Source organism: Cryobacterium inferilacus, from assembly GCF_019599185.1.
Lineage (GTDB): Bacteria > Actinomycetota > Actinomycetes > Actinomycetales > Microbacteriaceae > Cryobacterium > Cryobacterium inferilacus.
Map to the genome: position 1 here is coordinate 381,892 of NZ_JAIEUL010000001.1, position 14,074 is coordinate 395,965.

Genomic DNA, 14,074 nt, shown 5'->3' on the forward strand with positions numbered 1-14,074 from the left:
GGATGGTCCTATGGTGTGCGCATGACGACGACGGCTCCCACAACCACGGGCAGGGTCTTGGTGGTGATCCTGCTCGCGCAGTTCATCATCGTGGTGGATTCCACGTTTATGAACGTATCGATCTCCACCCTCGTGGCGGACTTCGACACCACGGTCACCGGCATCCAGAACGCCATCACGCTCTACACCCTGGTGATGGCCGCGTTCATGATCGCCGGCGCGAAGGTGGGCGACATCATCGGCCGCAAGCGCGCATTCGTGATCGGCCTGACCATCTATTCGGTCGGCACCACCCTCACGGCCGTCTCCCCGTCGCTGGCCTTCTTCATGTTGGGCTGGTCCATTCTCGAGGGCCTGGGCGCCGCCGTGATGCTGCCAGCCATGATGTCGCTGATCGTGTCGAACTTCGCGGCCGGCCCCGCCAGAGCCCAGGCCTATGCCGGTTTCGCGGCCATCGCCGGCATCGCCGCCGGGATCGGCCCGATCATCGGCGGGCTGTTCACCACCTACCTGTCGTGGCGGCTGGCGTTCGCCAGCGAACTGCTGGTGGCGCTGTTCATCTTCAGTCAGCTCAAGATCATCGCCGATGCCCCCGTCGTGGGCCGGAAGCCCCGCTTCGACTGGGCCGGGTTCCTGCTCAGCGCGGCCGGGCTCATCCTGGTCGTGCTCGGCATCGTGCTGGCGTCGGCATACGGCCTGTTCACCGCCCGCACCGACGTCACCGTGAACGGTCAGGTGCTGCTGGCGGCCGGGCAGGTGTCCCCCACCGTGATCCTCGTGTGCATCGGCCTGCTGGTGCTGATCGGCTTCATCCTGGTGGAACGTCACCGTTACCGGCGCCACCGTGACACCCTCCTCGACCTGAGGCTGTTCAGCATCCGGGCGGTGTCCGCGGGCAGTTCGGTGCAGCTCCTGCAGTACCTGCTGCTCACCGGGGCTATTTTCGCGCTCTCGCTGTACGTGCAGATGGAGTTGGGCTATTCCGCGATCCAGAGCGGCGTCACGGTGCTCCCGCTGTCGTTGGCGGTGCTGCTGTCTGCCGCGATCAGCGGGCGGCTGTTCAGTCGACGCTTCGCCCCCCGGTCGGTCATCCTCGCCGGATTCGGCATCACCATCCTCGGCGCCCTGGCGATGGGGCTGCTCGCGAGGGACGCCACCAGCGGCGCGGAGTTCATTGTGGGCCTCGCCCTGATCGGGTTCGGCGTGGGCACCATCGCCTCCCAGAACCAGAACCTGATCATGTCGTCGGTCGAGCCGAAACGGTCCAACGAGACCTCCGGTGTGATCAACACCTCGCAGAACATCGGCGCGTCCCTGGGCACCTCCCTGGCCGGCGCGCTCATTCTCTCCGTGTTCGTGATCACGGCCACCAGCCTCATCGACGAGAGCCCGGCGTTCACGCAGTCAGAGCAGTCGCAGTTGGACACCGCGGTGACCGAGAAGGCGCAGATCGTGAGCGACGCCCAACTCAGTGACGCCACCGAGCAACTGACCGACGACCAGCAGGCCGCGGTTCTCGATATCAACGCCCAGGCCAGGCAGACCTCGCTCACCGTGGTCTATGCCGGGCTCGCCTTCGCCGGGCTGCTCGGCCTCGCTGCGGCGCTGCGCCTGCCGCGCACGCCGCCGCTGTCACAGCGTCCGGCCGAGGATGCGGATGCCTAGGCGAGCGTCGATTCGACGATGACGACCGTGACGTTGTCCCGGCCGCCGTGGGCCAGGGCGGCCTCGACCAGGGTGTCCGCCACCGCGCCCAGGTCACCGTCGGCGCCGCGTCCGGCGAGCAGACCGGCCAGGTCGGCGTCGGAGAGTTCCTTGGTGAGGCCGTCGGAGCAGATCAGGAAGGTCTGCGGGCCGGCGGCCGGCAGCATCCAGACGTCGGCGTCGACGAACTCGTCGGCTCCGATGGCCCGGGTGATGACGTTGCGCCCAGGGTGCTTGTCGATATCCGCGGCGGAGATCAGGCCGGCCTCCACCATTTCCTGCACGGCGGAGTGGTCGACGCTGAGCTGGTGCAGCAGGGCGCCGTCCCAGGTGTAGATGCGCGAGTCCCCGACGTTGTAGGCCATCCAGTGGAAGCCGATGTCGTCGCCGGCGTCGACAACGGCGACACCGGCCAGGGTGGTCCCGGAGATGGCGGTGCCGAAGTCCTCCGTGGAGCTGAGCTCGCGGACGGCGTCATTGGAGGAGTGGATCGCGTCGAGGATCCGCTCGGGAGTCGAGGGCAGGTTCTCCTCGATGTGGGCGGTGAAGACCCGGCTGACGGTCTGACTGGCCGCGTCACCGTGGGCGTGACCGCCCATACCGTCTGCGACGAAAAAGGCCGGCGTGCGGGCCAGGAAACTATCCTCGTTGACCTTGCGCACCCGACCGACATCGCTGCTCGCGCCGAAGCGCACGCGCAACTCGGCGTTTCCCAGGGCGATCACACTCTCGCCGTTCACCGCCATCTGCACTCCAGGAGTCCCGTCCATGCTCACATCCGCAAGCGCTTCCGGCCCGCACCGGGGGAAGTGGAGGTTCCACCGTACCAATCACCCGGGTCGTTTCGTACAGCGGCCCCGCCGTGTTTATTCGCCGGTCGGCCCGCTGATTTGACCGGATTCGACGCGCGGATGCCGGTGCTGCCGTGCACCGGTCAGGGGATGGTTAAGACCGCGCTGCGGCGATACCCTCGCTGTATGAACAACGACGAGCTCCGCACCCTTGCCCGGAAGAGGCTCAAGGCCCGCCGGGACTTCTGGAACTACTGCGGTGTCTGGCTGGGCGTCTCGCTGATCGTCACCGCGGTGTGGCTGCTGACCGACCCCGGCGGGTACTTCTGGCCGATCTGGCCGATCGGCGGCATGGGCATCGCCGCCTTCTTCATCGGTCTGGATGCCTTCGGCCCGAACCGCGGGATCATCACCGAGGAGGCCATCGACGAAGAAGTGGCCAAGATCACCCGGTCCGCCCCGCGCAGCGACACGAAATAGCGGCGACGCGGAATAGCCCACAGGCCAGACGGCACAAAAAAACCCGGCTCCCCCTCTGTGAGGGAGAACCGGGCGAATGTGACCCCAACCGGATTCGAACCGGTGTTACCGCCGTGAGAGGGCGGTGTCCTAGGCCGCTAAACGATGGGGCCGTTTTTGCAACTTCACGAGTATGCCACAGGCTTGATACTCAGTTCAAATCGAGAGTTCGTTTGCGCGCGTCGCCCCGGTCGATTCCACATCCGCCCGGCCGGTTCGACGCCCGGTGAGCAGAGGATGCGCGTGTCGCGCGTTGCCCGGGGTGGGGTTTGGGTATTAGCTCAGAGCATGAAGTTGACCAAACTGGAGCACGCCGCACTCGTCCTTGAAGCCTCGGGGCAGAAACTGTTCATCGACCCCGGGTCGTTCACGACAGCGCTGACCGAGACCGCCAATGCCGCCGCGATCGTGATCACCCACGAGCACCCCGACCACTGGACCCCCGAGCAGTTGGGCCGAGTCATCTCGATGAACCCGGGCGTGCCGATCTACGGGCCGGCCGGGGTGGCCGCCGCCGCCGGTGACATCGACGTCACGGTCGTCGCGGAGGGCGACACCGTGACGGCAGGGCCGTTCACACTGCGGTTCTTCGGTGAGAAGCATGCCGTGATCCACTCGTCGATCCCGGTGATCGACAACGTGGGAGTGCTCGTCAACGAGGAGCTGTTCTACCCCGGAGACGCGTTCACGGTGCCGGAGGGTCTTGCGGTGAAGACCCTGGCCGTTCCGGCCGGTGCACCGTGGCTCAAGATCGGTGAGGTCATCGACTACGTGCTCGAGGTCAAGCCGCAGCGCAGCTTCCCCACCCACGAAATGGGGCTCTCCCGCGGCGGCAAGGACCTGGCGAACTCGCGCATCAAGGCCGCCACGGAGCAGGGCGGCGGCACGTTCTTCCCGCTCGAACCGCACGAGTCGCTCGACCTGTAACGCCTATCGAAGGAGTCCTCATGCGTTTCTCGCTGCTGATCATCAAGGCGGAGACCAGGGAGGGGGACATCTCTGAGGAAGAACTCCCGCCGTTCCGGGAACTGTTCGACGCGTACGCGGCTTCGCTGCAGGAGTCCGGTGCACTGGTGGCGGCCGACCTCTACCGGCCCGCGGCTGAGTCCACCACGGTGACGCTCCGCGGCGGCAGCCGGGAGGTGCGTCAGGGTCCGTTCATCGATGCCGTCGAGGGACTCTCCGGTTGTTTCGTGATCGACGTGCCCACTCGGGCCGCGGCCCTGGACTGGGCCGAGAAGTGCCCGGCTGCGCTGTACGGGGTCGTCGAGGTTCGCCCGTCCGCGTCGGCGTTCCACGACGGCCGGTGGCGCGGCGCGAACTGAGATCAGTCCGTGTCCGCGGCCGGCGCCGGTCCTCTGGCGAGCAGCCTGGCGACCTCGGCGTCATCCGCGGCGTCGAATTGGCGGTAGTACTGCCCCACCGCCGCGAAGCCGAACGGCGCGGCAACGGCGATGACCTCGTCGGCCGTTTCACCGGCCGGCTGCGTCAGTTCGGTCTCGGCGCGGGCCGCGATCACCGGAACGGCCAGGACCACCCGTTTCGCACCCAGAAGTCTGGCCACCCGGCAGGCGGCGCGGGCGGTGGACCCGGTGGCGACCCCGTCGTCCACGATCAGTGCGGTGCGACCGGTCAGGTCCAGGCGTGCGCGGTGGCCGCGCCACTCGGCGACGCGGGCATCCAGCACCGCCCGTTCCCGGCGCTCCACCGCCGAGATCTGCGCCTCGGTGACCTCGGCGAGCGCCAGCACGCGCGGGTTGAGCACGCGCACCCCCTCCTCACCGATCGCCCCCATCGCCACTTCGGGGTCGAACGGCAGACCGAGCTTCCGCACGATGATCAGGTCCAGCGGGGCCTGCAGGGCCTGAGCGACCTCGGCGGCCACCGGCACTCCCCCGCGTGGCAGGCCGAGCACGACGACATCCTGCTCCCTGAATTGGCCCAGGATGCCCGCCAACCGTCGGCCGGCATCCACTCGGTCGGTGAAGAGCTCCATCACGACACCGGAGGGGTGTCGCGGGGCAGCAGGTAATACGCCAACCAGTCCGCGGCAAGGTCGGCGGCCGCGCCCAGCGTGCCGGGTTCCTCGAACAGATGGGTGGCGCCGGGTACGACGGCCAGCCGGTTCTCGCAGCGAAGCACTCTCTGCGCGTCGCGGTTGAGCTCCAGCACGGCCAAGTCGGCACCGCCGACGATGAGGAGGGTGGGGGCCGCCACTCGGGGCAGCCTCTCCCCGGCCAGGTCCGGCCGGCCCCCGCGGGAGACGATCGCGGCGATGTGCGCGGCTGGGTCACCCGCCGCCCACAGCGCCGCGGCCGCTCCGGTGCTGGCACCGAAGTACCCGATGCGGCATCCGGCGGCGTCGGGCCGGGCCGCCAGCCAGCGTGTGACGGCCGTCAGCCGGGCGCCTAGCAGCTCGATGTCGAACACGTTCGCGCGGTCCGCCTCTTCCCGAGGGGTGAGCAGGTCGAAGAGCAGCGTGCCCAGCCCGGCCCGGTACAGCACATCGGCCACGTATCGGTTGCGCGGGCTGTGCCGGCTGCTGCCGCTGCCGTGCGCGAAGAGCACCACCCCGGTCGGGGCCGGCGGCAGGTGCAGATGGCCGTGCAGGGTCACGTCGTCGACGCTGATCTCCACCTCGACATCAGCGTCGGCAGCCGACCCAGGCCCGGCGGGCGGTGCGGTGGCCGCTTCGTCGCCTGTCAGCCGCCGGTCCGCGGTGTCGAGCAGCCGGGCGACCTCGTCATCGGTGGTGGCGGAGAAGTCGGTGTAGAACTGGCCGACCGCCCAGAACGTCTCGGGAGCGGCCAGGTAGACGATGTCGTCGGCCCCGGTCATCTCGGCCAGGGTGGAGGCGGCGATCACCGGCACCGCGAGGATCACCGTTTCAGCGCCGAACCGGCGCGCCACATCACAGGCCACCCGTGCGGTCGCCCCGGTGGCCACGCCGTCATCAACGATGACGACGGTGCGCCCGTCCAGCGAGAGCCGGTCACGTCCAGGCCGCAATCGTTCGACCCGCGCGTTCAGGTGGGCGCGCTCCCGGGCCTCGACCGTGCTCACTTCGGCGTCGGTCACCCCGGTCAGCGCCACGACGGACTCGTCAAGGAGTTCCTCGCCGCCCTCACCGATGGCACCCATCGCGAACTCGGGCTGGAACGGCACACCGAGCTTGCGCACCACGATCACGTCCAGCGGGGCGCCGAGGGCCGCGGCGACTTCGAACGCCACGGGCACTCCCCCGCGCGGGATACCGAGCACCACAACATCCTGCTCGCGCAGGTACAGCAGCTGCGCAGCCAATTGCCGGCCGGCGTCGACGCGATCCGTGAAGAGCACCACCCGGCCATGATCGTCCCGCAGCGCGCATGCCGCTAGGCGCGCGACCAGAGGCCGCCGTCAGTGTGTGAAGACCGAGACCATCCCTTCGGTCGGCATCGGCGCAGAGTGTTCGTCCAGGTACGCGACGGCCTCACGGATGTGGCCAAGAGCACCTGGGCCCGATCACTCCGCGCTGAATTACTTTCCCAGATCCCCCGCGCGAGATCGTAAATGGACCCGTGGATGACTCTCGAAGTTGCCGCCGCGTCACACCTTCGCATCGACGCGGTCGCTGACGGGGGTGCCCTTCCGTGGAATCGAGCACCTGGGTCAATGCCGGACTCGTATTGCTGTTCGTGCTTATCGGGGGTGTTTTTGCGGCGACCGAGATAGCGCTGGTGTCCCTGCGCGAAAGCCAGTTGCACCGACTGCACACCCGAGGCAGCCGCGGAGCGAAAGTGGCGTCGCTCGCTCGTGATCCGAATACGTTCCTCGCGGCGGTACAAATCGGTGTCACTGTCACAGGCTTTCTCTCTGCCGCCTACGGGGCGTCCACGCTCGCTCCGACGCTCGTGCCGCTGCTTGAAGGGATCGGCCTGGCCGCCGAGGTCGCCGGCGCTGTCGCCGTGATCGGGATGACGCTGATGATCGCCTACCTGTCCCTGGTGCTGGGCGAGCTGGTGCCGAAGCGGCTCGCGTTGCAACGAGCGGCCGGGGTGTCGCTGGTTCTGGCTCCCCCGCTGCTGGTGTTCGCGGCGGTGATGCGGCCAGCGATCTGGCTGTTGTCGGTATCCACGAACGCTGTTGTGCGGATACTGGGAGGCGACCCGCATCTGAAAAGCGAAGCGATGTCAGACGAGGAACTCCGCGACCTGCTGCGCGCTCACCCGGGTTTGGAAGCTGAGGAGCGCCGCATCCTGAGCGAGGTCCTCACGGTGACCGAACGCACCGTGGGTGAGGTGATGCGTCATCGCGCGGACGTCACGTTCCTCACCGGCAGCCAGCTTGTTTGCGAGGCAGCCGTGGAGGTGCGGGCGATGCCGTACACCCGGTATCCGGTCATCGGGCGTTCGATGGACGATATCCTCGGCTTCGTGCACGTGCGGGATCTGCTTGGTCCAACCGATGTCTCTACCCCCGTCGCAGAACTCTGCCGACCGATCCTCTACTTTCCGGGCACGAATCGGATCTTGCCTGCCATGACCCAGTTGCGCCGGGCAGGCGTGCATATTGCTGTTGTCATCGACGAACACGGCGGAACTGACGGCATCGTCACCCTGGAGGACCTTGTGGAGGAACTTGTCGGCGAGATCCGGGACGAATACGACCCACCGGAAGCCGAACCTCGAATCGTCGGCTCCGACGGCAGCCAAATCGTCGATACCGGCTTGAATATCGAGGATTTCACGGAACTCACCGGCGTTGAACTCGACGACGGCCCATACGACACCGCAGCCGGCTACGTGACCGCCCGGTTGGGGCGCCTGCCACGCCCGGACGACATCGTGCCGGTGGGCCGGCACCGGCTCAGAGTGGCAACCATTGAGGGGCTGCGTGTCACCGAGATCGAGGTCATCTCCGAATGAGACTCGAGCACGGCGACGACACCGGCGATACGACGCCGATCAGCTGACCGCAGCGGTGACGGTAACGTCGGAGCGCGGCAGCAGGCGCGGGAGCACGTCGGACAGCGTGACGACTCCGCGGAACCTGCCGTCGTCGACCACCAGGACGAGTTGCTGGCTGGTCGCGCGCATCCGGGCGAGCACCTCGTAGACCGGGGTCTCCCCCGCCATCGTCAGGGCCGCCCGCACGAACGGAGCCGCCGGAGAATCGAGGGCGTCCAGCAGGGTGTCCCGCACATGCACCACACCGGGGATGCCGGAGGCTGGGTCACCGACCAGGATGCGCATGTGGCCGGACTGGGCGGCGGCCCGCTGCACATCCGCCACGGTCACATCACGGGGAACGACGGTGGGGGTGGCCCTGGTGTTGACGAGCTCATCGAGGCGTAGCGTCTCCAGTTCGATCGCGCCTTGGAGCTGCTCCTGGAAGGAGCTGTCGAGCTTTCCGGTGCGGGCCGACAGTTCGACCAGGTGCCGGATGGTTTCGGCGTTCTGCCCGCCGACGGCGGCGCTTTCCACCGGAACAACGCCGGACGCGGCCACCAGCTTGTTGGCGATGCTGTTGATCCAGTTCAGGAGCGGACGGAACGGCCAGATGAAGATGCGGGACGGGATACCGATCACCTTCGCCGCGGTCTCGGGGTGGGCGATCGCCCAGGACTTCGGTGCCATCTCACCGACCACGAGGTGCAGGAAGGTGACGATGAGTAGCGACAGCGAGAAGGCGAGCACGCCGGCGGCCCACTCCGGCATTCCCCAGGCCGAGAAGATCGGTCCGAGCCAGTAGTCGAGTGCGGGCTTGGTGACCGCGCCGAGCGCGAAGGTGCACGCCGTGATGCCCAGCTGAGCACCGGCGAGCATCAGGGTCAACTCGTTGACGCCCTTGAGGGCGGCCCGGGCGGAGCGGTCCGTCGCGGCGGTCGCCTCGAGGCGGTGACGTCGGGCACCCAACAGGGCGAACTCGATGATCACGAAGAACGCGCTGAGCGCGATCAGGATGACGGTGGCGATGGCCACGACCAGACCCTCACTCATCGGTCCACCTCTTTTGTCTCGTCTGCGCCCGGTTCGGAGTCGGCATCGGACTCCTCGTCGTCGCCGAAGGTCTCGATGAGCGTCACGCGCACGTCGTGCGGGACGTGGCGTTCGATGGTGAGGATCTCGATCTCGAGCGAGCGGTGCACCTCGTCGTCCCGCACCAGATCGGCCGGGTCGTCTGGCAGCGCAACGTGCACGGTCTCCCCGGCGACGGGAAGCCCCCCGCGCTCGGCGATGATGAGGCCGGCGACGGTCTCGAAGTCACCCTCGGGCAACTCATAGCCGATCGCCCGGTGCATTTCATCGACGTGGACGTCCCCGCTCATGAGCCAGACGGAGTCGCCGTCGGCGTCGACGGACGGAGCAGAGGTCTGGTCGTGTTCATCGGTGATCTCGCCGACGATCTCTTCCGCGAGGTCCTCGAGGGTGAGCACTCCGGCGAATCCGCCGTACTCGTCGATCACGCAGGCCAGTTCGTTGCGGGCGCGGGTGATCTCGGCGAGGGCATCCGGCAGTTTGGTCAGCGTGGACAGCACGACCGCCGGTTGCATGAGTTCTGTCACCGGGGCATCCGCTGGCATGGTGGAACCGAGCACGTCGGCGAGTTGCACGACGCCCAACGGCTGGCTCTCGTCGTCGACGACGGGGTAGCGGGTGTGCGCACGGGCCATCAGCTCACGCACCTCACCGATCGTGGTGTCCGGACGCACCGTGGCGACGAGGGACCGCGGAATCATGGCGTGCTCGACATCTTGCTCGGGGAACTCGAGAATGCGATCGAGCATGAGGGACAGCTCCGCGGGCAGGTCGCCGCTGTCGCGGGAGTCCGAGACGATGCGCTCGAGGTCCTGTGCCGTGGCGCTGGAGTCGACGTCGTGCACCGGCTCGATTCGCAGTAGGCGCAGCAACGCATTGGCCGCGAAATCGAAGACGGCGATCAGCCAGCCGAACAGCGCCAGGTAGATCGTGGTCGACCGGGCCAGGCCGCGAGCGAGGGGTTCGGGGTTCGCGATGGCCAGGTTCTTGGGATACAGCTCACCGAAGATCATCTGCACGACCGTCGCGAGAACCAGGGCGATGACGGTGCCCAGCGTCACGCTCACGGCCGTCGACACGCCGACTCCACCGAACAGGGAGCCGAGGGATTCACCGATCAGCGGCTGCGCGACGAACCCGACGAGCAGGCCGGTGACGGTGATGCCCAGTTGCGCGCCGGAGAGCATGAACGAGGTGCGCTTGGTCACCGCCAGGGCGCGCACCGCGGCGGCATCCCCGGCTGCGGCCCACGCACCGAGGCGGTTGCGGTCCACGGACATGTAGGCGAATTCCTGGGCGACGAAGTAGCCGTTGGCCGCGATGATCACCAGGGTGATCACGATGCCCAGGAGTAAGAGGAGCAGGGTTTCGATCACTGGAACGTCACCTCGTCACGGTGCGATCGAAACTCTCGCGTTCGTGCTGAAGTCGTGCATGGCCGGTCAATGGTCCCAAGGACCATGGCTGGTAAGCCCACAGTTGCGGTCAACGCCTTTCGAGGTGTGTCCAAGTTGATAGTCCTCAAATTTTACTGGGCAGTACCTGGGTAGCAGCCGGATGTTTGCGTCACCGCCACACAACGCCATTGCGGTACCGCTAGGACGTCCCCAGCGTGAATTCGGGGCTACTCTTTTGGTGTGCTCACCAACGATCCCCTGCCAGACTCCCCCACTCCGGACAACCCGTCGGGGAGGCTGATTCTCCTGCGTCACGGCGAGACGGAGTGGTCCAGAGACGGCAAACACACCGGGCTCACGGACATCCCGCTCACCGCCAGAGGTGAGGACCTTGCCCGCGGTGCCGGGAAGTTGGTCGCCGGCTACGACTTCTCGCTCGTTCTGACCTCGCCGCTGCAGCGCGCGCGGCGGACCGCTGAGCTGGCGGGCCTTGACGCCCAGGTCGATCCGCTGCTCGTCGAATGGGACTACGGCGGATACGAGGGACGCACGACGCGCGACATTCGGGCCGAGCTCGGGCACAACTGGAGCACGTTCACGCACGGCGTGATTCGGGGGCAGACCCCGGGTGAGACGGTGGAGGAAGTCGCTGCGCGCGCGTCGCGTGTGCTCACCCGCGTGCTGCCCGCCATGGCGGAGGGGGATGTCGCCCTGGTCGCGCACGGCCACTTCTTGCGCATCCTGACGGCCGTGTACCTGCGAATGGCCCCGCGATTCGCGGCTCAAATAACCCTGGATGCCGGATCGGTGTCGGTATTGAGCTTCTACCGAGAGCAGCCCGCGATCATGTCGTGGAACTACGGACTCGAACTGCCCCTGGTGCCCTCAGAGTCCTGACTCAGTCGAGAACCAGCCACCGGACTTGGGTTCTCCCTGAACACGGGCGCGCTCGACATCACCGAGGGCTCAGGCGGGGGCCGGGCCGGTGCTGTCTCGCATGATGAGCTGCGGCTTGATGAACATGGAGACCAGCCGAATCTGCGGCCAGTTCAACACGCCAATGATCCACTTGGATGCCGCCAAGGGCTCACTTCTCGCACGTACAGGAGGTGGGGCCGCCGCATCGGTGCGCACGTCGTGGCCTCCCTGCGCAACTCGAGCGCGGCAATTGACAGTGTCACCTCTAGAGCCGCAGTCCGGTCGTGAACGTGCAGGCGACTGGGCGAGTCCTTGTGCCCGTGAACGGTGATCCGAGCAGCGTCCACTTCGTCCTTCGCGGCCGACACTAAGGTCGCCGCATCCGTTGTCAGCTGGTCGGGAGCGCTATCGATTCGATCGGAATGCTGCGATTGAGGATTCCTTCGGCTGTCGCTCGGAGACTGACATCCATAATGCGGGCGTAGTCGCGGAGGGCGGCAAATGCTTGAGTCATAGTGCCATCCAGGTGCTGTGCCAACACTCCCTTTGCCTGCTCGATCAACACTCGAGTGTCTAGCGCGAGATAGAGCTGCGCAGCAATCTGGCCGGGCTGGCGGAAAGTGCGCTCGTGAACGATCCCGATCGTGGCGACGTCCGCAAGCGCCTGGGCCAGTTGAGCGTCGCGGTCGCTGAGGGGGCCGGTCTCCGTGCTCATGAGGTTCATGGCGCCGACCACGTGACCGTGGAGCCGCAGAGGCGTCGCGTGGGCTGCGCGGAACCCTAATTCCAGAGCCGTCTGTCGGAACCGCGGCCAGCGCTGCGCGGTGTCGTCGATGCTGGGAACGCTCACGACAGTGCCGGTTGTGTAACTCTCGATGCACGGTCCGGACCCGGCGGCCAGGATCATGATTTCGACCGTTTCCGCCTCTTCGCTGGTCGAAGCGACCAGCTCGAGGTTGCCGATGCTGTCCGCAAGAAGAATGCCACCAGCCTGGACGTCGAGAAGACGGGTGCACGTTTCAACGAGTGTGGACAGCAGGTCCACGACGTCGTAGCTATCGATGAGTGTGCCGGCTACCAGGACAAAGGCATCGTTGATCTGCGCTTCACGGGTAATATCCGCCACGTGTTTCCTATCGTTCATGTCCGCCTACTCAGGCAGTTCTGCGAAATTCAGGCGTCTACTGACGACGTCGTGAGCGATCTCCTGAACCGTGCTTCCGCTGGAAAATGCGTAAGCCCGGATTCGGGAGAAAGCATCGGTTGCGGTCAAATTTAGTTGCCAGAGCACCATTCCTGTGGCCTGGTACACCTCACGGCGCAACTCGAGTGAGGTGTGGTCGTCGAGTGGTTCGTCTTGGGCGAGAACGATGGCTTGCAGTGATGCGGGGCTGGCGATGGCGTGGCTGAGAGCCGCACCGACCTCGATGGCATCGTCATCGAGTGGACCGGGGGTAGTGCGGTAGCACGTCACGCCGCCGGTGCAGGCGGCTCCAAGCATGAGCGGGAACACGAAGATGGCTCCGACGCCAAGCTCTGCGGCGCTTCGATTGAACGCGGGCCAGCGTTGGGAGTCGGACAGGTCGGGCACGGACACCGCCGATGAACTGGCGAAGGCGTCGAACAACGGTCCTTCCCCGAGGTCCGCCGGCTCTGGTCAAATACCGAGATCGCGGCGCCCGAGATGGGAAGGAGATCCATGTACAGCGCACCGAGTTTGACGAAAACTTCGGCATGCTGGGTGTATCCGTGGGAACTGATTGCTGGCACCTTTCGGGAAGTCCCCCAATGTGGACATGCTGCGCCTCCGTCAGACGGCGCTGGGGCCCTCCATCTCGAAGGGCCACGGCACGTCGTCGGGCGGGGACAACTCGACCGTTCCAATATTCGCCGGCCGGACGCGCCCGATATCCGCTGAGCGCGGACAAGGGTTCGATATGCGCACGGGATCCGTCCGTGCGCTCGGTTCCGCGGTTTAGACTCGCTAGATGCGATCCGAGACGGGCGAAATGTTCGGGAGCCGTCGTATCGCATCAAGTCAAGATGTCGACCACGCACGGCAGGCGCTCAGCGCGGTCTTCTTGCCTGTCGACTTCCCTTCGGCACGAACGTCGAACTTCGACATGCAACTCAACGCCCTGACCGTGGGGCAGATAACCTGCGGGTACATGCGGTTTCGTGATCCCGTGCGCATCGCGACGGCTGAGGCCGAGAATTTTCACATTGACATTCCCACGGACGGCCGCGCGACGATGCGCACGGACTTGGGCTCACCGGTATACGGAACGCCGGACACGGCCGGGATCTTCATGCCGGGGCGACCGGTAGACATCGATTCCGGGGAACGATTCTCGCAAGTATCGCTGATGATCCCTCGCGAGGTGTTGCAACTCGAAGTAGAGAACCTGCTGGGCGAGAATGTTGTCCGCCCGCTCGATTTCAGCGCAGAACTCGATCTCACGACACCCGCGGCACGAATGCTCATGCACGCCATACGGATGATCGACGAGGCGTCGGACCAGGACGGCGGACCGCTCGCTCACCCGCTGACAGTACTACGACTGGAGCAGGTTCTGATGCACAGCCTGTTGTTCGCTCAACCGCACAACTACTTGGCTGCGCTCACGAGCCCTGGCCCTGACCCCGTGGAGTGGACACCTCACAAGAGAGAATGTTCACTATGGCAAGATCACGTCGGGACTTCACCCCTGAGTACAAAGACGAG

The 14,074-nt window shown here is 66.3% G+C and carries 14 protein-coding genes and 1 tRNA gene; 7 read left to right on the forward strand and 8 right to left on the reverse strand.

Going from position 1 to position 14,074, the window contains the following annotated elements:
* The first annotated feature begins 21 nt into the window (after positions 1–21).
* Entirely contained in the window at positions 22–1,665 is a 1,644-nt protein-coding gene (locus tag K2F54_RS01825) for an MFS transporter (protein WP_220604112.1), read from the forward strand.
* On the opposite strand, the gene K2F54_RS01830 is transcribed toward K2F54_RS01825, so the two are convergent.
* On the reverse strand, positions 1,662–2,474 hold the full coding sequence (locus K2F54_RS01830) for a PP2C family protein-serine/threonine phosphatase (RefSeq protein ID WP_255576552.1): 813 nt from the start codon (positions 2,472–2,474) through the stop codon (positions 1,662–1,664). The two genes, K2F54_RS01825 and K2F54_RS01830, sit on opposite strands and share 4 nt — an antisense overlap.
* Positions 2,475–2,681: 207 nt before the next feature.
* Between K2F54_RS01830 and K2F54_RS01835 the strand changes: the two genes are divergently transcribed.
* Positions 2,682–2,975, forward strand: coding sequence for a 2TM domain-containing protein (locus K2F54_RS01835; protein WP_220604113.1), 294 nt, complete (start codon positions 2,682–2,684; stop codon positions 2,973–2,975).
* A gap of 79 nt (positions 2,976–3,054) precedes the next feature.
* Here the strand turns inward: K2F54_RS01835 and K2F54_RS01840 are convergent.
* Positions 3,055–3,127 (reverse strand) — tRNA-Glu (locus K2F54_RS01840).
* Between the two features lie 175 nt (positions 3,128–3,302).
* On the opposite strand from K2F54_RS01840, the gene K2F54_RS01845 reads away from it, so the two are divergent.
* Positions 3,303–3,941, forward strand: a complete 639-nt coding sequence (locus tag K2F54_RS01845) for an MBL fold metallo-hydrolase (RefSeq protein ID WP_220604114.1) — start codon at positions 3,303–3,305, stop codon at positions 3,939–3,941.
* 20 nt (positions 3,942–3,961) lie between these two features.
* Positions 3,962–4,339: a YciI family protein gene (locus K2F54_RS01850; protein ID WP_220604115.1), complete on the forward strand. Its 378-nt coding sequence runs from the start codon at positions 3,962–3,964 to the stop codon at positions 4,337–4,339.
* Between the two features lie 2 nt (positions 4,340–4,341).
* Here K2F54_RS01850 and K2F54_RS01855 read toward each other — a convergent pair whose 3' ends face one another.
* Together K2F54_RS01855 and K2F54_RS01860 are read right to left on the reverse strand one after the other, a co-directional pair.
* Positions 4,342–5,010, reverse strand: coding sequence for a phosphoribosyltransferase (locus K2F54_RS01855; protein WP_220604116.1), 669 nt, complete (start codon positions 5,008–5,010; stop codon positions 4,342–4,344).
* Entirely contained in the window at positions 5,010–6,356 is a 1,347-nt protein-coding gene (locus K2F54_RS01860; protein ID WP_220604117.1) for a phosphoribosyltransferase, read from the reverse strand. The genes K2F54_RS01855 and K2F54_RS01860 overlap by 1 nt, the downstream gene beginning before the upstream one ends.
* 290 nt (positions 6,357–6,646) lie before the next feature.
* On the opposite strand from K2F54_RS01860, the gene K2F54_RS01865 reads away from it, so the two are divergent.
* Positions 6,647–7,921, forward strand: coding sequence for a hemolysin family protein (locus K2F54_RS01865; protein WP_220604118.1), 1,275 nt, complete (start codon positions 6,647–6,649; stop codon positions 7,919–7,921).
* Between the two features lie 39 nt (positions 7,922–7,960).
* On the opposite strand, the gene K2F54_RS01870 is transcribed toward K2F54_RS01865, so the two are convergent.
* Both K2F54_RS01870 and K2F54_RS01875 read right to left on the reverse strand, forming a co-directional pair.
* Positions 7,961–8,995, reverse strand: coding sequence for a CNNM domain-containing protein (locus K2F54_RS01870; protein WP_220604119.1), 1,035 nt, complete (start codon positions 8,993–8,995; stop codon positions 7,961–7,963).
* A complete protein-coding gene (locus tag K2F54_RS01875) occupies positions 8,992–10,410 on the reverse strand; it encodes a hemolysin family protein (RefSeq protein WP_220604120.1) in 1,419 nt (472 codons plus the stop codon). The genes K2F54_RS01870 and K2F54_RS01875 overlap by 4 nt, the downstream gene beginning before the upstream one ends.
* A 261-nt stretch (positions 10,411–10,671) precedes the next feature.
* Here K2F54_RS01875 and K2F54_RS01880 point away from each other — a divergent pair, with 261 nt between their 5' ends.
* Positions 10,672–11,328 carry a histidine phosphatase family protein gene (locus K2F54_RS01880; protein ID WP_308287453.1) on the forward strand — a complete coding sequence of 219 codons (657 nt, stop codon included), beginning with the start codon at positions 10,672–10,674 and terminating at the stop codon, positions 11,326–11,328.
* A 409-nt stretch (positions 11,329–11,737) separates the two neighbouring features.
* Here K2F54_RS01880 and K2F54_RS01885 read toward each other — a convergent pair whose 3' ends face one another.
* Both K2F54_RS01885 and K2F54_RS01890 read right to left on the reverse strand, forming a co-directional pair.
* On the reverse strand, positions 11,738–12,475 hold the full coding sequence (locus K2F54_RS01885) for a GAF and ANTAR domain-containing protein (RefSeq protein ID WP_308287454.1): 738 nt from the start codon (positions 12,473–12,475) through the stop codon (positions 11,738–11,740).
* A gap of 24 nt (positions 12,476–12,499) precedes the next feature.
* Complete coding sequence (locus tag K2F54_RS01890; protein WP_220604122.1) at positions 12,500–12,976, reverse strand: GAF and ANTAR domain-containing protein; 477 nt, start codon at positions 12,974–12,976, stop codon at positions 12,500–12,502.
* 361 nt (positions 12,977–13,337) lie between these two features.
* Here K2F54_RS01890 and K2F54_RS01895 point away from each other — a divergent pair.
* A partial coding sequence (locus tag K2F54_RS01895) for a cupin domain-containing protein (RefSeq protein ID WP_431193891.1) occupies positions 13,338–14,074 on the forward strand: 737 nt, incomplete at its 3' end.